Annotated in this window: 23 protein-coding genes; 1 reads left to right on the forward strand and 22 read right to left on the reverse strand. The window is 70.2% G+C overall.

Translation table 11 applies throughout. The features are described from left to right. Position 1 precedes the first annotated feature (1 nt). From fliN to AC5RUW_RS13200, 22 genes are all read right to left on the reverse strand, one after another. Entirely contained in the window at positions 2–706 is a 705-nt protein-coding gene (fliN, locus tag AC5RUW_RS13095; protein WP_494161108.1) for a flagellar motor switch protein FliN, read from the reverse strand. A gap of 1 nt (position 707) precedes the next feature. Then, the gene (locus AC5RUW_RS13100; protein WP_494008324.1) at positions 708–1,616 is read right to left on the reverse strand and encodes a flagellar motor switch protein FliM; all 909 of its coding nucleotides are present in this window, start codon (positions 1,614–1,616) and stop codon (positions 708–710) included. Between the two features lie 48 nt (positions 1,617–1,664). Next, positions 1,665–2,474, reverse strand: coding sequence for an OmpA/MotB family protein (locus AC5RUW_RS13105; protein WP_494161109.1), 810 nt, complete (start codon positions 2,472–2,474; stop codon positions 1,665–1,667). Further along, positions 2,471–3,250 carry a motility protein A gene (locus AC5RUW_RS13110; protein ID WP_494008322.1) on the reverse strand — a complete coding sequence of 260 codons (780 nt, stop codon included), beginning with the start codon at positions 3,248–3,250 and terminating at the stop codon, positions 2,471–2,473. Before AC5RUW_RS13110 ends, AC5RUW_RS13105 begins: the two co-directional genes overlap by 4 nt. After that, positions 3,250–3,564, reverse strand: a complete 315-nt coding sequence (locus AC5RUW_RS13115; RefSeq protein ID WP_494161110.1) for a flagellar FlbD family protein — start codon at positions 3,562–3,564, stop codon at positions 3,250–3,252. The genes AC5RUW_RS13110 and AC5RUW_RS13115 overlap by 1 nt, the downstream gene beginning before the upstream one ends. Before the next feature lie 133 nt (positions 3,565–3,697). Beyond that, positions 3,698–4,873, reverse strand: a complete 1,176-nt coding sequence (locus AC5RUW_RS13120; protein WP_494161111.1) for a flagellar hook protein FlgE — start codon at positions 4,871–4,873, stop codon at positions 3,698–3,700. 30 nt (positions 4,874–4,903) lie between these two features. Beyond that, positions 4,904–5,344, reverse strand: coding sequence for a flagellar hook assembly protein FlgD (locus AC5RUW_RS13125; RefSeq protein ID WP_494161112.1), 441 nt, complete (start codon positions 5,342–5,344; stop codon positions 4,904–4,906). Between the two features lie 14 nt (positions 5,345–5,358). Next, positions 5,359–6,858 carry a flagellar hook-length control protein FliK gene (locus AC5RUW_RS13130; protein ID WP_494161113.1) on the reverse strand — a complete coding sequence of 500 codons (1,500 nt, stop codon included), beginning with the start codon at positions 6,856–6,858 and terminating at the stop codon, positions 5,359–5,361. Further along, positions 6,855–7,511, reverse strand: a complete 657-nt coding sequence (locus AC5RUW_RS13135) for a C40 family peptidase (RefSeq protein WP_494161114.1) — start codon at positions 7,509–7,511, stop codon at positions 6,855–6,857. Before AC5RUW_RS13135 ends, AC5RUW_RS13130 begins: the two co-directional genes overlap by 4 nt. Before the next feature lie 3 nt (positions 7,512–7,514). Next, positions 7,515–7,937: a flagellar FliJ family protein gene (locus AC5RUW_RS13140; protein ID WP_494161115.1), complete on the reverse strand. Its 423-nt coding sequence runs from the start codon at positions 7,935–7,937 to the stop codon at positions 7,515–7,517. Between the two features lie 3 nt (positions 7,938–7,940). After that, positions 7,941–9,350, reverse strand: a complete 1,410-nt coding sequence (locus AC5RUW_RS13145) for a FliI/YscN family ATPase (protein WP_494161116.1) — start codon at positions 9,348–9,350, stop codon at positions 7,941–7,943. Continuing rightward, positions 9,347–9,955 (reverse strand): FliH/SctL family protein, encoded by a 609-nt coding sequence (locus AC5RUW_RS13150; protein WP_494161117.1) that lies wholly within the window; start codon positions 9,953–9,955, stop codon positions 9,347–9,349. The genes AC5RUW_RS13145 and AC5RUW_RS13150 overlap by 4 nt, the downstream gene beginning before the upstream one ends. Beyond that, positions 9,945–10,910: a flagellar motor switch protein FliG gene (gene fliG / locus AC5RUW_RS13155; protein ID WP_494161295.1), complete on the reverse strand. Its 966-nt coding sequence runs from the start codon at positions 10,908–10,910 to the stop codon at positions 9,945–9,947. Before fliG ends, AC5RUW_RS13150 begins: the two co-directional genes overlap by 11 nt. 95 nt (positions 10,911–11,005) lie before the next feature. Continuing rightward, the gene (gene fliF / locus AC5RUW_RS13160; protein ID WP_494008312.1) at positions 11,006–12,619 is read right to left on the reverse strand and encodes a flagellar basal-body MS-ring/collar protein FliF; all 1,614 of its coding nucleotides are present in this window, start codon (positions 12,617–12,619) and stop codon (positions 11,006–11,008) included. Further along, entirely contained in the window at positions 12,619–12,927 is a 309-nt protein-coding gene (gene fliE / locus AC5RUW_RS13165) for a flagellar hook-basal body complex protein FliE (protein ID WP_494008311.1), read from the reverse strand. The genes fliF and fliE overlap by 1 nt, the downstream gene beginning before the upstream one ends. Continuing rightward, on the reverse strand, positions 12,927–13,319 hold the full coding sequence (locus AC5RUW_RS13170) for a flagellar basal body rod protein FlgC (RefSeq protein WP_494008310.1): 393 nt from the start codon (positions 13,317–13,319) through the stop codon (positions 12,927–12,929). Before AC5RUW_RS13170 ends, fliE begins: the two co-directional genes overlap by 1 nt. Continuing rightward, positions 13,316–13,660: a flagellar basal body rod protein FlgB gene (flgB, locus tag AC5RUW_RS13175; protein WP_494008309.1), complete on the reverse strand. Its 345-nt coding sequence runs from the start codon at positions 13,658–13,660 to the stop codon at positions 13,316–13,318. Before flgB ends, AC5RUW_RS13170 begins: the two co-directional genes overlap by 4 nt. A 211-nt stretch (positions 13,661–13,871) precedes the next feature. Beyond that, positions 13,872–14,201 (reverse strand): hypothetical protein, encoded by a 330-nt coding sequence (locus tag AC5RUW_RS13180; protein WP_494008308.1) that lies wholly within the window; start codon positions 14,199–14,201, stop codon positions 13,872–13,874. 4 nt (positions 14,202–14,205) lie between these two features. Beyond that, positions 14,206–14,640: a flagellar export chaperone FliS gene (gene fliS / locus AC5RUW_RS13185; protein ID WP_494161118.1), complete on the reverse strand. Its 435-nt coding sequence runs from the start codon at positions 14,638–14,640 to the stop codon at positions 14,206–14,208. Continuing rightward, positions 14,637–15,974 (reverse strand): flagellar filament capping protein FliD, encoded by a 1,338-nt coding sequence (fliD, locus tag AC5RUW_RS13190; protein ID WP_494161119.1) that lies wholly within the window; start codon positions 15,972–15,974, stop codon positions 14,637–14,639. Before fliD ends, fliS begins: the two co-directional genes overlap by 4 nt. Positions 15,975–16,124: 150 nt before the next feature. Further along, positions 16,125–16,979 (reverse strand): flagellin N-terminal helical domain-containing protein, encoded by an 855-nt coding sequence (locus tag AC5RUW_RS13195; protein ID WP_494161120.1) that lies wholly within the window; start codon positions 16,977–16,979, stop codon positions 16,125–16,127. Positions 16,980–17,119: 140 nt separating this feature from the next. Further along, positions 17,120–17,947: a sigma-70 family RNA polymerase sigma factor gene (locus AC5RUW_RS13200; protein ID WP_494161121.1), complete on the reverse strand. Its 828-nt coding sequence runs from the start codon at positions 17,945–17,947 to the stop codon at positions 17,120–17,122. Positions 17,948–18,111: 164 nt separating this feature from the next. Here AC5RUW_RS13200 and AC5RUW_RS13205 point away from each other — a divergent pair, with 164 nt between their 5' ends. Continuing rightward, positions 18,112–18,666, forward strand: a complete 555-nt coding sequence (locus AC5RUW_RS13205; protein ID WP_494161122.1) for a flagellar protein FlgN — start codon at positions 18,112–18,114, stop codon at positions 18,664–18,666. Positions 18,667–18,685: the final 19 nt, after the last annotated feature.

Genomic DNA, 18,685 nt, shown 5'->3' on the forward strand with positions numbered 1-18,685 from the left:
GCTACGCGAGCCCTTCGGCGACGTCGAGGATCTTGGTGATGCGCACGGCGTAGTCCTGGTCCAGAACCACGATCTCTCCGTTGGCGATCAGCCGGCCGTTGAGCAGGATGTCGGCCGGAGCCCCGGCGGAGCGGTCCAGCTCGATGACCCGGCCCGGTTCGAGGTTCAGCACGTCGCGGACGGCCATCCGGGTGCGGCCGATCTCCACGGTCAGGGCCATTTCGACGTTGCTGATCCGGCCCAGCTTGCCGACGACGGAGGTCTCCGCCGGGGCGGCGGCCGGAGCAGCGTCCTCGCGGCTGCGGATGGCGAACCAGCCGGCGGTGCCGCCGGCGGCCGCCCGCAGCTCATAGACGGAGGTGGAGGGGTGTGCGAACAGGGCCGCGGCGTCCTCCACACGGGTGTCGCCCAGGACGCCGGGGCCCAGGGTCCCGACGGCGGCTTCGATGGCCGGGCGCAGGACGTCGGCGGTGGAGACCAGCGCGGAGTCGGTGCCGGCCAGGGTGGAGACCGGCTCCGAGGCGGGCAGGACGAGGGCCACGTCGACGGACGCGGATCCGACGTAGGACGCCGTGACGGCCTCCTGCAGCGCCTCGGCCGGGATGACGGCGCCGGAGGCCGGAACGGCCTCGAGCGGAAACTGGGTGGGCAGCAGCTGCACGAGAGAGGACGCGGCTTCGCTGTGCATGGCCTGGGTGGTGCTCATTTTAATGGTTCTCCTCGGTGCTGACGATGACGCCGGCCAGGCGGGATCCGCTGGCTCCTACGGCTGCCTGGGCCACGATGTGCCCGTCGACGGTGACATTGAGCGGACGGTGTCCCGGGTGCAGAAGCCGCAGGACGTCGCCCTCGGCCAGGTTCAGGACCATGCCGGGCTTGACCCGGATCGGTTCCATCTGCAGCGAGACGTCCACCGGGGTCGTGGCAAGGTGCCCCTGGATCAGCTCGGCCGGGGTCGCCTCGGACGAGGACGGCACCACCGGCCCCAGCTGCGGGAGCACGGCCTCGGCCGGAATCGCCACCGACGCGGGCGCCGTCGTCTCCCCCACCACCATCTCGAAGGTCGCCACCAGCATCGGGTCGCCGGAAGCGGCGGCCTGGGCGAACTGCGAGTTGTACTGGATTGAGGCCGCCGTCATGGGCGCGGCCAGGAGGCTGCCCAGCGAGTAGTGCAGATCCTCAAGGGCATCGTCCATGATCCGTCCGAGCAGTGCCTGCTCGATATGCGTGAACTTGCGCTCCGGGATCTCCATGGTCCCGGTGCCGCCGAGCATGTGGCCGACCCACGACAGCGCTGCCGCCATCGGGAACTGGATCACCGCCTTGGCGGACACGTTGGGGATGTCGAAGAGCACCATGCCGGTGTTGTCCGGCAGGCTCGAGGCATACTCGTCGTAGCTGAGCGTCTGCACCTGCTGGCTTGTCACCTGGGACAGCACCCTCACCTTCGCGGTGAGCTGGGTGCCCCATTGCCGGGCAAACGTGTCAAAGGCCATCTCCAGGACCCGCGCATGATCGCGGGCAAGGGTGGTGGGCCTGCTGAAATCGTAAAGCTCCGCCGCATCGGCACCCGATTTCGGGCGCACTGCGGGAGAGTCGTGCTGGTGGACCGTCACGGGCGCCACTATCGGCAGCCGGGCCCGCCGCGTTAGCAGCAGCGCAGGTCAGCCGGTTCCGGCCTGCTGTTCCTCCAGCAGCCCGGGAATCAGCTGGCGGACCTGCTCGCTTTCGCCGGAGAGCACGATGATGTCCACCCGGCGGTTCATGGCCAGTTCCTCTGCGGTGGTCCCGCCGGTCAGCGGCCGGGATTCGCCAAGGCCCACGGCCTGCAGCCGGGTGTAGTCCACGCCGCCGGGCTCGGACAGGTAGCGCAGCACGTTCACGGCCCGCGAGGAGGAAAGTTCCCAGTCCAGGGCCTCGTCCGTGAGCTGGCGGACCTGGGCGGTGTGCCCTTCGACGGAGACCCGGTAGTCGGTGGGCGAGAGGATCGGGCCGATGGTGTCCAGGACGGACACCGCGTCAGCGGTCAGCGCGGCCCGGTCCGGTTCGAAGAACATCTCGGAACTGACCAGGCGGATGGTCAGGCCCCGCTCGTCGATTTCGAAACGGACGTGGCTGGCCATGCCGCGTTCCTCGAGGCCCAGCTCCATGCGTTCCTTGAGCTCGGTGAGCTCTTCAATCTCCTTCGCCGCGGCCTCCACGGCGTCGGGTTCGAGGGTCTCGGTATCGTCGACCATCTCCGGGGGCACCACGACGCCGACGGCGGTGTCCACCGTCGCGGTCTCCACCTGCCCGAAGCCGGTGGCCAGGGAGGACTTCAACTGCTCGAACTTCTCCTGGTCGACCGTGGACATCGCGTACAGCACGATGAACATGCACATCAGCACGGTGACCATGTCCATGTAGGACGCCATCCACCGTTCGTCCGGGTGCTCTTCCTCTTCCTCCGGGCGGCGCCGGCGCCGCTGGCTCATGCCGCCTGCTGCTCGCTGTCGGCGGACAGCGCATGGGCCGGGACCATGGCGCGCAGCCTTTCGTTGAGCAGGCGCGGCTGGCTACCCGCCTGCACCGAGAGGATGCCCTCCATGAGCAGGTTCATCTGCTCAAGTTCCAGGTCGCTGAGGCGCTTGAGCCGGTTGCCGAGCGGCAGCCAGATGAAGTTGGCCGAGAGCAGGCCCCACAGGGTGGCGACGAACGCGGCGGCGATCATGTGGCCGAGCTCGTCCGGCTGGGAGAGGTTCTCCAACACGTGGGTCAGGGACACCACGGTGCCGATGATGCCCACCGTGGGGGCATAGCCGCCCAGCGTGTTGAAGAACCTGCTGGCCACCTTGTCGGAATTGGCCTTGCTGGCGATTTCGTCCTCAAGGAGGGTGCGCAGCTCTTCGGCGTCGGTGCCGTCGGCGATGTTCTGCAGCGCGGTGCGCAGGAACGGGTCCTGGGTTTCCCCGGCGTCCTGCTCCAGGGACAGCAGGCCTTCGCTGCGGGCCTTTTCGGCGAGGGAGACGACGTTGTCGATGGTCTCCTGGGGCTTGGGGGTGCGGCCCAGGAAGGCGCGCGGCAGGGACTTGAAGGCGTGCAGCGCGTCTTTGAGGGTCACGCCCGCGACGCCGACGGCGATGGTGCCGACCAGCACCAGGATCATCGGCGCCGGCAGCAGGATGGAGCTGACGTGCGCACCCTCAAGGAAGATCATGGCGTACAGGGCCCCGAAGGCCAGGACCAGGCCGACGATTGTTGCTGGATCCATTACTTGTTCCTCGGGCGAAGGGGCACGGGACGGCCGGCGGCGTTTCCGGGCGGATCGGGAGTGGAGCCGACCGGCGGCACCAGGCCGAGCTCGGGTCCGGGCCGGTGGAGGACGGGCGGCACCTCCTGCGCCATCAGGATGATCCGTGAGCGCCACTCGGCAATCCTGGCGATGACTTCGTCCATGGATTCGGTGACGATGTATTTCGCTCCGTCCACCATGACCAGCGTGGTGTCCGGGTTCGCCTGGATCCGCTCGATGAGGTCAGGGTTGATCGCGAACTGTGCGTCGTTCAACCGCGTAAGAACAATCATGGGTCCGTCCCGTGTGGAGGAAGGCCCCCGGCGGGCCTCCGTTCCTACTTTCGGCTCCGGGGCGGTTTTCGTTAGGCCGTTAAGCGGCAGCGGGGCCCGGCACCGGCCGGACCCCGCTGATGTGCCTGGCGGATCAGCGCTTGAGGTTGGTCAGCTCCTGCAGCACCTCGTCAGAGGTGGTGATGATGCGCGCGTTGGCCTGGAAGCCGCGCTGGGCGACGATCAGGTTGGTGAACTCCTGCGACAGGTCCACGTTGGACATCTCCAGGGCACCGGACACCAGGCCGCCGACGCCGGCTTCTCCCGGCGCGCCGATTACGGCCTCGCCGGAGTTGGCCGAGGCGGCGTAGGAGGAGTTGCCGGCCTTCTCCAGGCCGGCGGGGTTGGTGAAGCTGGCGAGCACGATGCGGCCGAGGGCGATCTTGTCGCCGTTGCTGAAGCTGCCCATGACGGTGCCGTCCGGGGACAGGGCGAAGGACTCGATGGTGCCGGCCGGTGCGCCGTTGGAGGCGGTGACGGCCATGTTGTTCACGCCGGCGTAGCCGGTGACGGCGGACAGGTCCACGGTGACGCTGACGCCGTCCGCGGCGGCGGTCAGCGTCTTGGTGCCCTCAAGGGTGCCGTCGGCGTTCAGGGTCAGGTTCACGGGGGTTCCACCGGCGCCGGTGGCCGTCCAACCGGTGGTGGTGCGGGTGAAGGTGACCGCCACGTTGGTCTCCCGGCCCTGCGCGTCAAAGGCCTTGATATCGCGGGTCAGCTGGCCCCCGGTTGCCGTCTCGGACGGCATGTTGCCGCCCAGCGACGCGGTGGTGGTGGGCTGGGCCGGGGAGACCGCGCCGTCGGGCAGCATGATGTCGCCGATGGCTGCGCCCTGGTTCACCACCCCGTTATCCGCGCTCCAGCCCTGCAGGATGCTGCCGTCGGTGGTGACGAGGCGGCCGGCCGCGTCGACGTCGAACGCGCCGGCGCGGGTGTACAGGTTCTGGTTGCCCTGCCGGGTGACGAAGAAGCCTTCGCCGGAAATCATCAGGTCGGTTCCCCGGCCGGTGGCCTGGGATGAGCCCTGGGTGAAGTTCGTGGTGACGCCGGCAACCTGCACGCCCAGGCCCACCTGCGCGGGGTTGCGGCCGCCGGCGTTGGCGGCGGGCGCGGCACCGCCCTGGGTCATCTGGGACAGGGTGTCCTGGAAGACGACGGCGTTGGACTTGAAGCCCGTGGTGTTGACGTTGGCGATGTTGTTGCCGGTCACGTCGAGCATGGTCTGGTGGGAGCGGAGCCCGGAGATGCCCGAGTACAGGGAGCGAAGCATGGCGGGGGCCTTTCTGGTGGCTGAAGTGGGTCAGGCGGTGGCGGACGCGTCTGCGTCCTGGGTGGTGTCCTTGTTGATGCCGGTGACGGCATCGAGCGGAACGTCGACGCCGTCGACGTTGACGGTGGGTACGGGCCCGGCGAAGGAGACGGACCGGGCGGTGCCGGTGACTTCGACGCCGTCGGCGTTGAGGTAGCTGATTTCCTGGTCGATCAGGGCGGCAGCGGAGGTGCGCATCTGCAGCGAGAAGTTCTCCTCATCCAGCCCGGCCATGGTGGTGAGCTGCTCCATCATGGCCAGCTGGGTGGTCTGGGAGATCATCTGGTTGGTGTCCATCGGGGAACTGGGGTCCTGGTTGCGCAGCTGCGTGACCAGCAGGTGCATGAAGACCTCGCTGTCCATCACCTGCTTGGGCGCGCGGGAGGGCTGCGTCGGCAGCGTGGTGGCTGCGTTGACTGCTTCAACGGGCATGGGGATTCTCCTTCTCAGGCCAGGACATCGATGCCGGCACGGCCCGGCAGCTGGGAAATGGGGGCAGCGGCGGTTCGGGGATCCGGGGCAGGGCCGCCGCCGGCCGCTGTGCCGCCGCGGGCCTCGAAGGCCCGCCGCCCGTCGCTGTCGCCGGCCCAGCCGCGGGTTCCGGACTGCTGGTCCTGGCCGGGCTGACCCGGCGGCCGGTCCTGCTGGGACAGGGTGAGGGACCCGGCTGTTCCGGTGCCCGCGAGGTCGCGGCGAAGCTCGCCGAGGATGGCGCGGACCGCTTCACGGCCCGCCTCGTTGGGGGCGAACAGCTCGATCCGCAGCCCTTCCGGCCCCACCTGCGCCCGCACGGTCACCGGCCCCAGGTTCTCGGGGGCGAGCTTCAGGATGAGCGTGTGCTCTCCCGGTGCGGCCTGGGCGAGGCGGATGATCGGCTGGCCGATCTGCTGCTGCAGCGGCGTCTGGGCTGACGGCGGCGCGGCGGCCGGGGCAGCCGGCGCGGCTGCTGCCTGTACGGACGGCGCCGGGCCGTTGCCGGGAAGCGCCGCAGTTGCGGTCGGCGGGAGCGCAGCAGGCGGCTCCGGTGCGGCCTGCGCGGCGGCGGGGTCCGTCGCTGCAACGCCGGGAGTGCCCTGGGCGGGCGGCGCCGCACCGGCGGAACCTGCCGGCGAAGCCGCCGTTCCGGGCACTGTGGCGCCGGCAACGGCAGCGGACGCCGCTACCGTGGCCGCCGGGGCGGTGCTCACGGGTACAACGGATGCGGACGGAGCGCCCTCGGTTGGCGCAGCGGCGGGCAGCGCCGACGTCGGGAGGGTGTCGCGGCGTCCTGCGGTTCCGGCGGGTGCTGAGGCGGAGGCGAGGTCAAGCCGGATGCGGTCGGTGATGCGCAGTTCCGGCGCCACGGCTGCGGCTTCCGGGTCTGCCGCCGGGACCGCGGCCGGGCCGATAGCGGGGACCACGTCGAGCTGGATGCGGTCCATGACGGGCACTCCCGGAGCGGCTGCTCCGGACGCGGGCCCGCCGGCTGCGGCCGGGACCGCGCCGGCAGCCGCAGCGGCCGCCGTCGGGCCCGCAGCTGCAACGGTGCCATGCCGGAGGCCGGCGTCGGCCGGCTCCTCCGGCGCGTGGCTCGTGCCGGGTACGGTGTCTCCGGTCGGTTCCTCCTGCGTGAGGCTCGCCCCGGGTACGACGCCGTCGGTCGGTCCCTCCGGTGCGGCCGCGAAGGCCATCGGTCGGAGGTCCTCTGCCGGCTGCCGGGCAGCCTCGGATCCGGGCACCGGTTCCGGCAGGGCCGCGGCGGCGGGCTCTCCGTCGGCCGCGGAGCTGCTGCCGGCGTCGGCGTTCCGGGCGGAACCGGCGTCGGTTGTTCCGGCCGTGCCTGCAAGCTCGGCGGCCAGCGCCGCGCCGAACAGCGCGCTGTCCCCGGTGTCGGCGGCCGTGCCGGCGGTGCGGGGGCGGGCGGCGGGCCCGGCCGGGGGAAGCGGGGCCGCCACGTTCAGGCTCATGCGCCGGCTCCGAGCAGGGCCGCCTGGGCCATCCGCGCCGAGGCCACCAGATCGGTGACCGCCGGGGCCGCCGTCGCCTCGGCTGCAGGCAGCACGCGGCGGATGGTGGTCAGGTTGCCGTCGTTTTCCCAGGCGTCGCGGATCTGGATGCTCTGCCCCGGCTGGGGCGCGTCCACGGCCTTGCCGCCGCCCAGATAAATGGCGACGTGCCCGCCGTCGTGGCTGAAGAGCAGGTCACCGGGCTGCGCCTGGGCCATGGACTCGACCTTGGTGCCCACGTTCATCTGGTCCCAGGTCACGCGCGGCAGGGAGTAGCCCAGGTCCTTGAAGACGTTCTGCACGAAGGAGGAGCAGTCCAGGCCCACGGACGGGTCGTTGCCGCCCCAGATGTAGGGCAGGCCGAGGTACTTCTGCACGGCGTCCAGCACCTGTCCCGGCGCTGCCCCGCCCCCGGCTGTCCCGCCCGCGGCGGACGCTCCGGCGGCGGGCGTGCCGCCGGAGAGCGCGCCCAGGGCGGCGGCGAACTCCGCTGAGGACGCGGCGGAGCCGGACGACGTCGACGGCGCGGCCTGGGCGGCCGGTGCCGCGGAGGCGAGCTGGTCGAGGGTGCTGCGGATTTCCTGGATACGGCCCAGGGCCTCTGGCATGGACATCGGTCAGCCCTCCGCTCTGTTGTGCCGGGAGCCGGCCAGTTCGTCCAGCACCACCTGCTCGGCGCGCAGCTCCTCGGCGGCGGCCAGCCCGGCGTGCCGGTCCTCCAGCTTGCCCAGGACGGCGGCGCGTTCGCGCGCTGCCCGGTACTGTTCCTGTGCGGCGTCGGCTTCGGCGCGCCGGGCCTCCTCCACGGCACCCAGCTCGGCCAGCATGCTGCGGGCCGACGCGCGGGCCGCGGCAATCGCCGTCAGGGTGGCGCGGTCGACGGCGCCGGCGGGCAGGTCGTGCAGCGCGGCGTACGCTTCGGTGCGCGCGTCGTCGGCCTCGCGCAGCCGCCGGTTCGCGGCGGCGAGGCCGCCGGCGGCCTGTTCCTCCTGCAGCCGGCGCACGCGCAGCAGCCCGGCCAGCGGGAATTGACGTGCCATTGCTTACCCCTCCCCCAAGGTCCGTGTCAGTTGCTGCAGCATCGTCCAGGCCGTGTCGGCCGGAGTCTGTTCATCCATGCCCTGCTGCAGGAAGGCATTGATGTCGTTTTCGTGGTCCACCGCGGCGTCCACCATCCGGTTCGATCCGCGCTGGTAGGCGCCGACGTCGATCAGGTCCTGGGCTCCGCGGCGGGCGGCGAGCACGCGGCGCAGGGCCGCGGCGGCGCGGGTCCGTTCCGGCGGGTTCACCCGCGAGGCAACCCGCGAGATGGAGCCGAGGGCGTCCACCGAGGGGAAATGCCCCGAAATGGACAGCCTGCGGTCCAAAACGACGTGCCCGTCCAGGATGGAGCGGGCGGCGTCGGCGATCGGTTCGTTGTGGTCGTCGCCGTCGACCAGCACCGTGTACAGCCCGGTCACCGAGCCCGCTGCCCCGGTGCCGGCGCGCTCGAGCAGCTGGGCAAGCAGCGAGAAGGTCGACGGCGGGTATCCGCGTGTTGCCGGCGGCTCGCCGACTGACAGGCCGATCTCCCGCTGGGCCATGGCCACGCGGGTCAGGGAATCCATCATCAGCACGACGTCGGCGCCCGCGTCGCGGAAGGACTCGGCGATGCGGGTGGCGGTGAAGGCCGCCCGCAGGCGCATCAGGGCCGGTTCATCGGAGGTGGACACCACCACGATGGAGCGGGCCAGCCCCTCCGGCCCGAGGTCGTCTTCAAGGAACTCGCGCACTTCACGCCCGCGCTCGCCCACCAGCGCAATCACGGAGACCTGCGCGTCGGTGCCGCGGGCGATCATGGACAGCAGGGAGGACTTGCCCACCCCGGAGCCGGCAAACAGGCCCATGCGCTGGCCGCGGCCGACGGTGGTGAGGGTGTCCAGCACCCGCACCCCGAGCTGCAGCGGTTCGGTGATGCGCTGGCGCTGCATGGCCGGGGGCGTGTCGTTGTCCAGCGGCACCCGTGCCGCGGCCGCCAGGGGCCCCTTGCCGTCGATGGGACGGCCCAATCCATCCAGCACCCTGCCGAACAGGCCCGGCCCGGTGGGCACCAGCAGGCTGGAGCCGTACGCGTGGACGGGCGTGCCGGCGGTGATTCCGGTGAGCCGGCCGAACGGCATGCAGCTGACGGAGCCACGGGAAGCGGCCATGACCTCGGCATCCACCCCGGTGTCGGGAGATCCGATCCGGACCAGTTCGCCGACGCCGCATTCCAGGCCGGTGACCTCGACTCCCAGGCCCAGCACGGAGGAGACCCTGCCCACCCGCTCCGGGGCCGCGGCCCGCAGCGCTGCCGCAAAGGCCTGGCCGCCGGGCCGCCAGTCGACGGAGGGGCGGACGGGCCCGGACTCGGCGGCGGCAGCGGTTTCGCTGCGCCGGCGTTCGCGCCGGGACACCGCGGCGCCGGCGCTCATGCTCCGTCTCCCAGCAGGGCGCGGCGGGCACGGGCCAGTGCGCTGCCGAGGGTCGCGTCAAGGTAGCCGTCCGGGAACTCCGCGACCGCATCGCCGCGGGAGAGGCCGGCGTCGGGCACCAGGCGCACCCCGGCCCCTTCCGCCGCCGCACCGAGCAGTTCCAGGTCCCGTGGATGCATCCGTACGCTCTGGATCAGCTCGGGTTCGGCGGTGTCCAGGGCACGCAGCAGGGCCGCCTGCGCGGACGCGTCGGAGGCTTCAAGTTCCCGGCCCAGCACCGCTTCAGCCAGTTCGAGGGCGGCGACGGCGGCGGCTTCCTGCAGCTGCCGGGCCTGCGGCACGGCCAGGGACCGTACCCGGTCCGCCGCCTGTGCCAGCGCGGCGGCCGCCAGCCCGAAGTCCTCGCGCAGCTGGGCCTGGGCGGCCTCATGCTCGGCCTGCAGCCGGGCGCGCAGCCGCCGGGTCTCGTCCTCGGCCGCACGCAGCCCGGTGGCGTAGCCGGCGGCGTGTCCGGCCGCGCGGGCCCGGTCGCGGGCCTGCGCGGTGTCCTCGTCGCGGTGCAGCGACGGGTAGTCCAGGCGGGTGAAGACGGCGTCAGTAGACATACTCGTCCTCGTCGGCATGGCGGATGGTGATGGCCCCCTGGGCCTCCATCTCGCGGATCACCCGCACGATGGTGGCGCGGGCCTCCTCGACCTGCGACAGGCGGGCCGGACCGGAGTTGGCGACCTCGTCTTCGAGCATGAGCCGGTTGCGCTCGGACACGTTGGTCCGGATGGCTTCCAGCACCGCTTCCGGGGCGCCCTTCATGGCCAGGGCCAGGGTGCCGACGTCGATGCCGCGGAGCACCAGCTGGACGTCGCGGCGCTCCAGCTTGACCAGGTCGGCGAAAGTGAGCATGCGCGAGCGCACTTCCTCCGCCAGCTCGGGGTCCCGTTCCTCGAGGGATTCCAGCAGGGCCCGCTCGGTGGCGGCGTCGGCCCGGTTGATGATGTCCACCAACGGCTGGATGCCGCCGACGGCGTCGGCGGTGTCACGGGCGGCGCCGACGGCGGTCGCACGGACCTTGAGCGTTTCGGCCACGATCCGGACGGCTTCGGGCGTGGCCCGGGACATGGTGGCGATGCACTGGGCAATGTCGGTCCGGATCCGCTCGGTGAACCCGCCCAGGACGGCGGAGGCGCGCTGCGGGCGCATGTGCGCCAGGACCAGGGCAATGGTCTGCGGCAGTTCGCCCTCCAGCAGCGACACGACCTGGGCAGGTTCGGCGCGTTCCAGGAACTCGAAGGACTTGCCGGCCATGGAGGAGGCGAGGCGGTCCATGACGCCGCTGGCCCGTTCGGTGCCGAAGGAGGCTTCGAGCAGGCCCATCGCGACGTCGCGGCCTCCGTGCGCCCGGAGCCGGCCCTCGACGGTCATGTCATAGAACTCGTTGACGGCGGATTCGGCCAGGGAGGCGTCCACGCGGCGCATCCGCACGATTTCGGCGGCGATCTCCTGCGCCTCGGCTTCGGTCAGCTGCTGCATGACCGTCGCGGCGCGCGCGGTCTCCATCTGCATGAGCACCAGCGCGGCTTTCTGCGTGCCGGTCAGCTTGGGGGCGGCGTCGTCGTTGCGGGCCGGCGCCTCGGCCAGGGTGGTTCCGGTGGTTTCGCTCATACCCGGGTCTCATCCATGAGGTTGCGCAGGTAGTCCGCGGTGCGGACCGGATCCTGCGCGGCCAGCGCGTCGAGTTCGGCCCGCTTGCGTTCGATGTCGGTGTCCGGGGGCGTGAGGGCCCGCAGGGCGGCGGTGTCCACGGGCGGCTCGATGGCCGTGGTGGAGGGCGGCGTGCTGCCCATGAGCGCCAGGTTGGTGGCCGGGGCCAGCGGATCCAGTTCGGGCAGTTCGCCGAGGTCGACGGCCTGTCGGTTCTGCCGGCGTGAACGCATGGCGTAGGCGATCAGGGCGAGGATGACGGCCAGCACGATGCCGGCCGCGAGGATCCCGGTGCGCAGCAGTTCCGCGCGCTGGGCTGCCTCTTCGGCGGCTTCCGCCGCGGCCAGGGCCTCCTGCGCCGCCTGCGCGCCGGCGTCGTTGAAGTTGAGCATTTCCACGGTGAGCTGGTCGCCGCGTTCAATGTTGATGCCCGCGGCCGAGGACACCAGGGCGCGCACGTCGGCGACGTTCAGGTCCGCGCCGGCGGCGGCGTTCAGGGCCACCGAGACGGTCTGCCGGGCCAGGGCGCCGGCCGGGATCTCCCGGGTCTCGGTGACCTTGTTGACGGCGTTGTTGCGGGTGCTGGATTCGGATGTGTAGCTGCCGTCCTCGTTCCCGCCGCCGGGCACCGCGATGTTGTCGGGGCCCAGCACTCCTGCCGCCGTGCCGCCGTCGCCGCCGGCGTACTCCTCGGTGGTGGTGGACTCGTTCAGCGCGGGCGTGTTCTCCGGCGAGGTGAAGGTTTCCTCGACCCGGTTCGCGGATTCGTAGCTCATGTCCGCGGCGACGGCCACGGTGGCGTTCCCGGGCCCGACCACCTGGTCCAGCATGGCCTGCACCGAGGCGACGATGCGCTGTTCGTATTCGGAGGCCTGCTGGTTGCCGGTGCCGCTGGCGCCCACGCCGACGGCGGACAGGACGTTGCCCCCGGCATCGATGACGGCCACGTTCTCGGCCGGCATGCCGTCGATCGAGGCGCTGGTCAGGTGCACGATCGCCTGGACCTGGTCGGAGCTGAGGTTCACGCCGTTCTCGGTTTCCACGAAGACGCTGGCCGTCGGGTCCCGCTGCTCGGAGACGAAGACGGTGTCCTCCGGCAGGGCCAGCTGCACGCTGGCGGCACGGACGCCCTTGAGGGCGCCGATGGTGCTGGCCAGTTCCCCCTCGAGGGCGCGCTTGTAGGTGACGTTCTGCTGGAACTCCGAGGAGGTCACGCCCATGTCGTCCAGCAGCGAGTAGCCGCCGGAGGAGGCGGACGGCAGCCCGGCGCCGGCGGCCTTCAGCCGCTGGTCGTAGACGTTCTCCTCGGGGACGAGGATGGTGCCGCCGCCGCCGACGATCTCGTAGGGCACGCCGTCGGCCTGCAGCTGCTCGACGATCGAGTTCGCGTCCGAGGCCTGCAGCCCGGAGAACAGCGGCGTGTAGGCGGGCCGGGTGAGCCAGCTGCCCAGGGCGACCGCCCCGAGCACCACCGCGGCCACGCCGATCAGGGCGATCGTCTTCTGCGCGACGGAGAAGCCTTTGGCGGTCTCGCCCAGCCGGGTGGTCAGTGAACCCATGCGCGATGCCATCAGGCCTGCATCCTCATGATCTCGTTGAAGGCCTCAACTCCCTTGTTCCGCACCGCCGCGACCAGTTCCAGGGTCATCTGCGTGCGGGCGGAGGCGATCGAGGCGTTGTGGATGTCATCCAGGTCGCCGGTGACGGCCTGGACGGCCAGCGTCTTGGAGTCGGACTGCAGCTGCGAAAGGTTGTCCACCGCTCCGGTGAGGGAAGCGGCGAACTCGCTGCCGTCGGTGACGGGCGCCGGGGCGGACGTGTCCTGAAGGTACCCGGTGGGCATGACGCCGGAAACGGCGGGAAGGGCGGGAACGGGCATCAGGAGCGTCCGATCTGCAGAGCTGCTTCGTAGGTGGCCTTGGCGCGGTCGACGACGGCGGCGTTGGCCTCGTAGCCCCGCTGCGCCATGATGAGGGCGCCCATCTGCTCCGACATGTCGATGTCGGGATAGCGCACGTAGCCGTCCTCATCCGCGAGCGGATGGTTGGGTTCGTGGACCATGCGGCCCTCCGGATCGCCGTACTCCACGCCGGAGACGTGGACGCCGCTGGTTCCCTCGCCCTCGCGGGCGACGATGTAGCGCGCCTGGAAGGCGGCGCCGTCGGTGGCGGAGACGTTGTTCTGGTTGGCGAGGTTGTCGGAGACGGCGTCCAGCCACTTGCGGTGGGTGGTCAGGCCGGTGGCGGCGATGCCGATCGCGTCGAAGGTCATGACTGCATCCTTAGGGCGGTGCGCAGGGAGTTGGCTTCTCCACCGACGGCCTGCGAGGCGAACTGGAAGCGCAGCACGGTGTCGATGTTGGAGAGCGTTTCGGTGTCGAGGTTCACGTTGCTGCCGTCGAGGCGGGTGGGCTCCAGGGAGCGTTCCGTGGTGGGCGCCACGACGCCGTCGCCGGCGCGCACCGACTTGGCCAGCTCGGCCTCGAAACTCACGCGCTGGGCGCGGTAGCCGGGCGTGTTCACATTGGCGATGTTGTTCGCAATGGCGCGCTGACGGGCCGAAAGCCCGTTGAGGGCACTTTGAAGGGCCAGGGACGACACGGAATCGAACACAGCAGAAACCAACCCGCTTCTCACAGAGGGACAAAGCGGCCAATCCGTGGCCTGTTCAGCGAGCGATCCATGCTCGTCCGTGATTATCGGCCCGCAAACCGAGCAGGTAAGCAGATGACGCAGGTATTTTTTGACTTCCGGGCAGGTATCCGTTAGTCAGTCTGCTGAGCATCGAACAGGACGTGGCACGCCCCGCGGGCTGTCCGGTCGGTCAGCCGGCGACGTCGAGGTAGACGGCGCGCTCCGTGGGTGCGGCGGTGCGTAGTAGTTCGGCTTGCTTGCGCACCACGCGCGCTTCGCGGCGCAGATGCTTCAGGGCCCGCTGCTGCGCCTGGGCCAGGCGCACGGCGCGGGCCGCCAGCTCGGGCGGGAGGGGGCCAAGGTCCAGTGGCGGCTGCCAGCCGCGGGCCACCGCCTCGGCCTGCTCGGCGAGGGTGCTGCCGTCCAGGGACGCCTCGAGGTTGTCCTCGAGCTGGGTCAGCACGGCGTCCCAGCGGGCAAGCTCGGCCGGGTCGGAAGCGGTCCCGCCGTCGGTCGGCATAGGTTCAGCCGACACCGAGGGTACCGCCGCTCGTCGTCACCGCTCCGGCAGCGGGCTGCTGGGCGGACGCTTCGTGCCAGGCCTGGCGCAGCGGCTCGAGCACGTCGATGCACTGCCGGGTCAGGGCGGGGCTGCGGGTGATGTTGGCTTCCACCATGGTGGTGAGCGCGAAGGCGTAGAGGGCCTGCAGGTTGTCGGCGCCGTCCCAGGCGTCCGTCTTCAGGGTTCCGCTGAGCTCGGCAATGATCGCCTGGGCGTGGACCAGGTTCTCCGAAGCGGTGATCCAGTCCCCCGCCTGCTGTGCGAGCTCTGCGCGCCCAAGGTCCAGCAGCAGCCGGTCGTAGAGCATGGTCAGCAGCCGGGCCGGCGACGCCGAAAGCACCGACTGCTTGAGGTATTCGGCCCGCTTGGCCTGCATTCCATAGTTCACGACGGTCATTTCTTGCTGCCGGAGTTGTTGAGCGAGGCCAGCTGGCCGGTGAGCCAGTCCTGCTGGCTCTGCAGCTGGCTGAGCTTGACCTCAAGGTTGGTCCAGACGAGCTTGAGCGTGGATTCCCGGGAGGCCAGGCGCCGGTCCCAGTCCTCGATCTGGGTGGTCAGTTCCCGCAGTGTGGATTCCTGGCCCTGGATCCGCTTGGTGAGCATGCCGTCGTACTTGTCGGAGGCCGTGGTGCCGGCGGCGGCAACGCGGTCCGCGACGGCGCGCAGCATGTCCTGCGTCTTGGCCGGATCGGCGGCCAGGGCCTCGGCGAACTTCTCCGCGTTGAACTCGACGGTCCCGTACTTGGTGAGTTCGATGCCGATGGCGGACGGCGAGACACCGTCCAGCGGGCCGGTGGCCGCGTCCATCAGGAGGCGCTTGATGTCCCGGACGCCGGAGTCGCCGGTGAACAGGCCGCCGGAGGCGCCGGTGGTGCCGTTGGTGGTGGTGACGGTGACGGCGCTGTTGCGGTTGATGTAGTCGAAGGCGTCGGCCAGCGACGCGACCAGGTCCTGGGCGACCTTGCTGATCGCGGCATCGTCCCGGCTTACGGCCATGGTGGCGGTGGCGCCGGCCGGGGCGTCGGCGGCCAGGGTGAGGTCGACTCCGGGCATCAACGCCGTGAAGGTGTTGGTGGAGGAGGTGAGGTCCTGCGCGGCGGGCGTGCCGGCCCACAGGGTGATCCGGGCGTCCCGCGCCGCGTGCAGTTCCTGCAGCGGGGCGCCGTCCAGGCTGGCTTCGAAGGCGCCGTCAGTGCCGGTCTTGGTCGCGGTGAACTGGATCCGGTACTGCTGGACGCCGTCCACCGAGCCGGCGGCGATCTTGACGGCGGCGACGCCGAGGTTGGCCTTGTTGACCTCGCTGACCACCTCGTCGAGGGACTTGTTGGCGGTGTCGATGGTGGTGATGTCGCCGGCGGCGGAGATGGAGAGCGCGGCGCCGTCGGGCCAGGCGGACAGCGCGGCGGAGAGGGAGACCTGGGCGCGGGCGGTCTGGGCGACCTGGAAGTCCAGGGATCCTGCGGCGGCGCCGGTGGTGACGGCTGCGGTGGCCTTGTCGGAGCTGACGACGGCGGTGTAGAGGTCGGTGCCGGCGGGCTTGGCCGTGCCGGCGGCCTTCTCGGCGAGGGCCGCGATCCGGGTGTTCAGCCCCTGCAGGGCGCTGACCATGGTGCGGGTGCCTGCGGCCCGGTCCTTGAGCTGGACCTGGGGGCGGGCCTCGATTTCCATGAGCTGCTTGATCATGGCGGTGGTGTCGATGCCGCTGATGAGGCCGTCAATGCCGAGTGCCATGCGGGTGCTCTCCTGGAAGGGGCGGGGAAATCGGGTTATTCGGGTACTGCGGAGTTTAGGCGGGCGGATGCCCCGGCGGCGGACGTGTGAGGTCCAATTCAGTGTTCCCGCCGCCGGAGCTTTTCACCTGCCGGTACTACGTGGAGCGTATTACTGCAGGAGCTGCATCACGCCGGAGTTCATCTGGTTGGCCTGCGCCAGCATGGCGGTGGCGGCCTGCGAGAGGATCTGCGACTTGGTGAAGTTGCCCATTTCCTGTGCCATGTCCGTGTCACGGATACGGGAGTTGGCGGCCGAGAGGTTCTCCACGGACACCGCAATGGAACGTGCGGCGGACTCCAGGCGGTTCTGCTGGGCACCCAGATCGGCACGCTGGTCGGAAGTGGTCTTGATGGCCTCGTCCAGGGCAGCAGTCGCCGTGGCAGCGCCTTCCTGTGTTGCGAGGGTGGTCAGCCCTTCAGCGAGCGTTTCCAGCGTGCCGGCGACGTCCGCCTGCGTGATCTCGATCGTCTCGTTGGCGCCTGCGCCTACCTGAATCTTCAGCGTGGCAGCCTGCGGGTTTGCATTCTCCCCTTCGCCTGCGCCCGGGCCCAGCAGCTGGATGCCGTTGAAGTTGGTGGAGGTGGCGATGCGGTCCAGCTCCGACTTCAGTTCGTCAACTTCGGACTTGATTGCGGTACGTGACTCGGTGTTGTTCGTATCATTGGCAGCCTGCACAGTCAGGTCACGCATGCGGTTCAGGATGTTGTGGACCTCGGTCAGCGCACCTTCAGCAGTCTGAATGAGGCTGATGCCGTCCTGGGCATTGCGGCCGGCCTGGGTCAGCCCGGAGACCTGGTTTTTCAGGCCTTCCGAGATGGCCAAGCCGGCGGCGTCGTCAGCGGCGCGGTTGATGCGCAGGCCGCTGGACAGGCGCTCCACCGACTTTGCCTGGTTGGCCTGGTTCAGGTTGAGGTTGCGCATCGCGTTCAGCGACGAGGTGTTGGTGGCGATAGTGAAACCCATGGGAAATTCCTCCGTGATTCGGGTACTTGCAGCGGCCCGTCCGTGGGCCTCCACCGAGTGTTATCGGCGCCGGCCCGGCGGCTGTTAGCAATCCGTCAAAGAAATTTCCGCGGGGCGGTGACCACCCCGGTTTTCCGGCGTCAGGAGGCGGGGTTCAGCGACCCGTAGCCGCCTCCGGCGGCGGCCGCATGCCGGGTCAGGCCGCCGATGCTCCGCTCGGCCATTGCGGCCAGGTAGGCCGCCCGCCGCGCCGGGGACACCCGGGAGGTGACCTCGGGTGCGGCGTTGTCGTCGTCGGCGTAATGCGCGGCCAAGCCGTCGCGGAGCAGGCGCACCGCCTCGGCGCGCTGCTGCGACACGGCGGAGTGGGTGGCGCCCAGCTCGGCGGCCAGGTCCTTGACGGAGCGCTCGTGGAAGTAGACCTGCTCCACGATGTACCGCATCTTCTCCGGCAGTGCCTCCACGGCGGCCTTCAGGTAGCCGTGGCCCTCCGCGGCGAGGGCGGAACCCTCCGGGGACGGCAGGGCGGAGGCGATGAAGTCGATCCCGCCCTCGTCCAGGCTGGACACGGTTCGGGCGGCGTCGGCGAGGGCATCCTCCGCGACTCCGCGGTCCACGCCCATGGCGGCGGCGATCTCGTCGACGCTCGGCGTCCGGCCGAGCGCGCCCGTAAGCGTCTCGCGGACGGCCAGGGTCTCCTTGATACGGCGCCGCGCCGAACGGGTGGCCCAGTCACTGGCCCGCATCTCATCGGCAAAGGCACCGACAATGCGGCGCCGGGCGTAAGCGCCGAACGGAACGCCCAGATCAGGGTTGAAGGAATCGGCAGAGGTGATCAGCGCAATGGCACCGACCGACGCCAGGTCGTCGCGGCACAGATGAGTCGCCTTGGCGCACACCTCCGAGACGAGGTAACCAACCAGCGGCAGATTTTCGACAACCAGTTGGTTGCGCTCAATACGATTCAATTAACGGACCCCCACGCCTCGTCCCCCAGCACGACTTGTTGCACCGCGAGCGACAGGAAGCTGAGACCTTCCTTTTGCAGAATCCTAAGGACCCTTACTATACTTCGCCGCTCCGAAGCAACACGCAAAAGATACCACTAACATTGGGGGTGGGAAGGCCGATAGTGCAGGGCAAGGCAAAAACGTTCATACCGGAAGCGCTTGCCGACACGAAAACGGGAGGTGAGCGAGGCATGGTTGCCCAGAGGTTGTCCGCACTTCTATGGGAAGAGCGCGAACTGCTGGAACTCCTCGTCTTCAAGCTCGAAGAGGAACAACTGCTGCTGACATCCGGCCGGAGCCGGTGGCTGCAGCACGCCACCCGCGAGGTGGAGCAGGTGCTGGAGCGCCTGCGCGCCGCGGAACTCAGCCGTACCGTCACCGTTGCCGCGCTGGCCCGTGAATGGCACGTCAGTGAAGATGCAACCCTGCGTGAGCTTGCCGACGCCGCCCCTGCCGGGCCCTGGGCGGAGATCTTCACTGCCCACCTGCAGGCCATGACGGAACTCACATCAAAAATCCGTGAACTGCGCGACATGAATGAGCAGTTCCTGCGCGCCGCGGCCCGGTCAGCGCAGGAAACCCTCGCCGGCACCACCTCCGGGGGCGCAACCTATACGGCCAACGGCGCCACCGCCGTCGGCAGCACCGGCGCCCGCTTCGTAGACCAGCAGATCTGATCAGCAGCAAAGGACCCCT

The sequence above is a fragment of the Arthrobacter sp. Y3222053 genome, from assembly GCF_059092805.1.